The 2,795-nt window shown below is 46.7% G+C and carries 3 protein-coding genes; 2 read left to right on the forward strand and 1 reads right to left on the reverse strand.

What is annotated here, in order from left to right:
• Nucleotides 1–1,223, reverse strand: a 1,223-nt coding sequence (locus BLR50_RS14160; protein ID WP_092643793.1) for a collagen-binding domain-containing protein, incomplete at its 3' end; no start/stop codon positions are given.
• Nucleotides 1,224–1,792: 569 nt separating this feature from the next.
• On the opposite strand from BLR50_RS14160, the gene rplM reads away from it, so the two are divergent.
• The gene (gene rplM, locus BLR50_RS14165) at nucleotides 1,793–2,224 is read left to right on the forward strand and encodes a 50S ribosomal protein L13 (protein ID WP_092643796.1); all 432 of its coding nucleotides are present in this window, start codon (nucleotides 1,793–1,795) and stop codon (nucleotides 2,222–2,224) included.
• Nucleotides 2,225–2,243: 19 nt separating this feature from the next.
• A complete protein-coding gene (gene rpsI, locus BLR50_RS14170; RefSeq protein ID WP_092643800.1) occupies nucleotides 2,244–2,645 on the forward strand; it encodes a 30S ribosomal protein S9 in 402 nt (133 codons plus the stop codon).
• Nucleotides 2,646–2,795 lie beyond the last annotated feature (150 nt).

Here is a 2,795-nt window from a genome sequence, read left to right on the forward strand (position 1 = left end):
CGGTGGGCTTCGGTGCAATCGGCATTGGAAAAGAGCCCAAAGGTAGCGCCCGTTAGGGGAGTGGTGCCGGAATCGGTTTTAATTAGCTTGATGGTGGGACTAGTGGTAACACCGGGATCACTTGATTCGCCAACCGCGACATAGGGGTAGAAGTGTCCTTCGCCATCTGGATTATTTACGGATTGCGCAATTACACCACCCTCAAAGTTGCCGGTGCCGGATTCAATTGTGACATCAGCGTTTGGTGCGACAATATGGCCTGCAGTATAATTGGTAGTTACCGTGTCGGCGTCGGGAAAGTTCCAGACCAGTTTCATACCGTTCATGCTCATCTGGCCAGCCTGAATGGTACCCGGCATGTTTTTTATTGAGTTGGTATTGTTAAAAGGCTGCCCGTCCGAGTAAAGAATTCCTTTAGTGCCAGAGGCATTCGACTCACTATAGCTGATGTATTTAAAGGTTATTGAAGGGTTGGTAATGCCGGAGACGTTGACAACATAACGCTTGTTGATGAGATCTTCCAAACTTGTTATTCCCGAAAGCTTTATATAGTTAATCTGATTATAGATATCCGCGGGAATAATAGCATTTTCATATCCCGAAAACGTAAGATTTAAGGTAAAACCGTTATATATGTCACCGGTAATATCATCGGCTGTTGCCGTATGGCTGTTTGTTACCGCGGAAGCCATGGAAGAAGATTGACTTTTAAGGCTTGCAAAGGCGCTGGTAAAATCGATATAGGAAGTGCCTTTATCATACAGCTTCATGTTAGCGGTATTGCCCGCGGCAGTTTTATAGTATGCGGGTAAGCCCACATAGGCACTGAATTCAGGGTAACTGCTCAAATAGCCGCCCCCATTATAGTTCTTGATGGAAAGAACATTCTGTATGTAGGAGGGGGCAATGGCGCCGTCACCGAAGTTGCCTATAGTAGCGGAGCCGCCGCAGGCAATTGCGCCGACATTATGTTCCCCCAGTGTAAGATCACCGGATACAAAGTATTGATAATCACTGAGGATATTCTCAATGGTATAAGCCTTGGAATAGGCTGTAAGGTTTGTTTCAACCGCATTCACAAGGATGCTGGGGCAAAATAGTAAAACAACAAGAACGGCAAGCGCGCCGGACAGCAGCCTTCTTGGGGCACAGCTGTTCAATGGTTGGGCAGGAATCTCGGCACTTGCGCAGGAGGATAAACGGATATGTCTTGCATTTTTCATAATACTGTCTCCTAAAACGTTTTCGAACGGAATAAAGCAGACCCTCTTGTTTTGATAGCCGTGACCCCGTTAGAGATTCATATATCGGTCATAGTATCAAAAACAGCTTCAAACCTAAATTTTACAACAAGAAGTGCTGATAGTCAATGTATAGCAACTCGATTCTATAATTATTTTGTAGAATTGTAGAATGATGAATAATTTGAACAAAGCGCAATAATAAATATGTATATAATTACCCGGATTTATAAAGAAAGCATAAGCCTGAATTTGTAGTGGATTCATATCAGACGAACAAAAGAGCCCAAAAATAAAATGACATTTAAGAAACAGAGAGATAAAGAGCAAAACGGTAAGATATTAAGAGAAAACATACTAATAAATTAAAATAAACGGCATTACCTGTTGACACATCAAAAACCGCGGGATATAATAAAAAACGTTGACTGCCGCACCCGGTTTATGTGCGGCTGCATACGACATGCCGGCAACTTGCGGTCCGGCAGACGTATTACACATGAAGGCGCAACCCCGCTTTCATGCAATCTTGAGTTTACGGAGGTAGAACCATGTCAACTTTTATGCCAAAGGCAGACGATATTAAGCGTACCTGGTATATACTTGATGCGGCCGGCAAGCCCCTCGGGCGCACAGCCGAAAAAGCTGCGTATATCCTGCGCGGCAAGCACAAGCCCATCTATACCCCGAATATTGATATCGGCGACAGCGTAATCATCATCAACGCCGAAAAGGCTATCCTCACCGGCAAAAAGGGCGTACAGAAGCTGTATCGCCATCACAGCGGCTGGGTGGGCGGCTTAAAGGAACTTCAGTACAAGGATATGATCAAGTTCAAGCCCGTGTTCACCATGGAGCTTGCGGTAAAGGGTATGCTGCCCCACAACACACTGGGTGCCAAGTGCTTAACCCGTCTGCGCGTTTATGCGGGCGCGGAACACAGCCAGCAGGCTCAGAACCCCGTGGCTTGGGTGCAGGAATAATCGGAAGGAGGCAGTGAGAATGTACGAATCTAAACCCTATCTTTATGGCACAGGCAGAAGAAAGCATTCGGTTGCCAGAGTAAGACTTTACAAAGGCACCGGTAATATTACCATAAACGGCAGAACCATTGACGACTACTTCGGCCTTGAAACCCTCAAGCTGATTGTTCGTCAGCCCTTAGCCCTTACCAACAGCCTTGCAGCCTACGATGTAATCTGCACCGTAGCAGGCGGCGGCGTTTCCGGCCAGGCCGGCGCTATCCGTCACGGCGTTGCAAGAGCACTCTTACAGGTTAACGAAGGGGAGCTCCGCCCCGTTTTAAAGAGCGCAGGCTTCCTCACCCGCGATCCTCGTATGAAGGAGCGTAAGAAATACGGTCTCAAAGCCGCACGTCGTGCTCCGCAGTTCAGCAAGAGATAGTTTTATATCTTACAAACTACAACAGCCCAAGGCCTTACGGCTTTGGGCTGTTTTCGTTGTAGCTTCAGCGCAAAAAACCACCAGCTCTGCTGGTGGAATTAGAACGCTTATAGCGAAAAGAGGTCCTCCAGTGATAGAATGATGAAGGTT

It is taken from the genome of Acetanaerobacterium elongatum, assembly GCF_900103835.1.
Taxonomy (GTDB): domain Bacteria; phylum Bacillota; class Clostridia; order Oscillospirales; family Ruminococcaceae; genus Acetanaerobacterium; species Acetanaerobacterium elongatum.

Excerpts from the sequence above, each read along its gene's own strand:
- rplM (WP_092643796.1), top strand. The coding sequence starts at position 1,793 with ATGTCAACTTTTATGCCAAAGGCAGACGATATTAAGCGTACCTGGTAT.
- rpsI (WP_092643800.1), top strand. The coding sequence starts at position 2,244 with ATGTACGAATCTAAACCCTATCTTTATGGCACAGGCAGAAGAAAGCAT.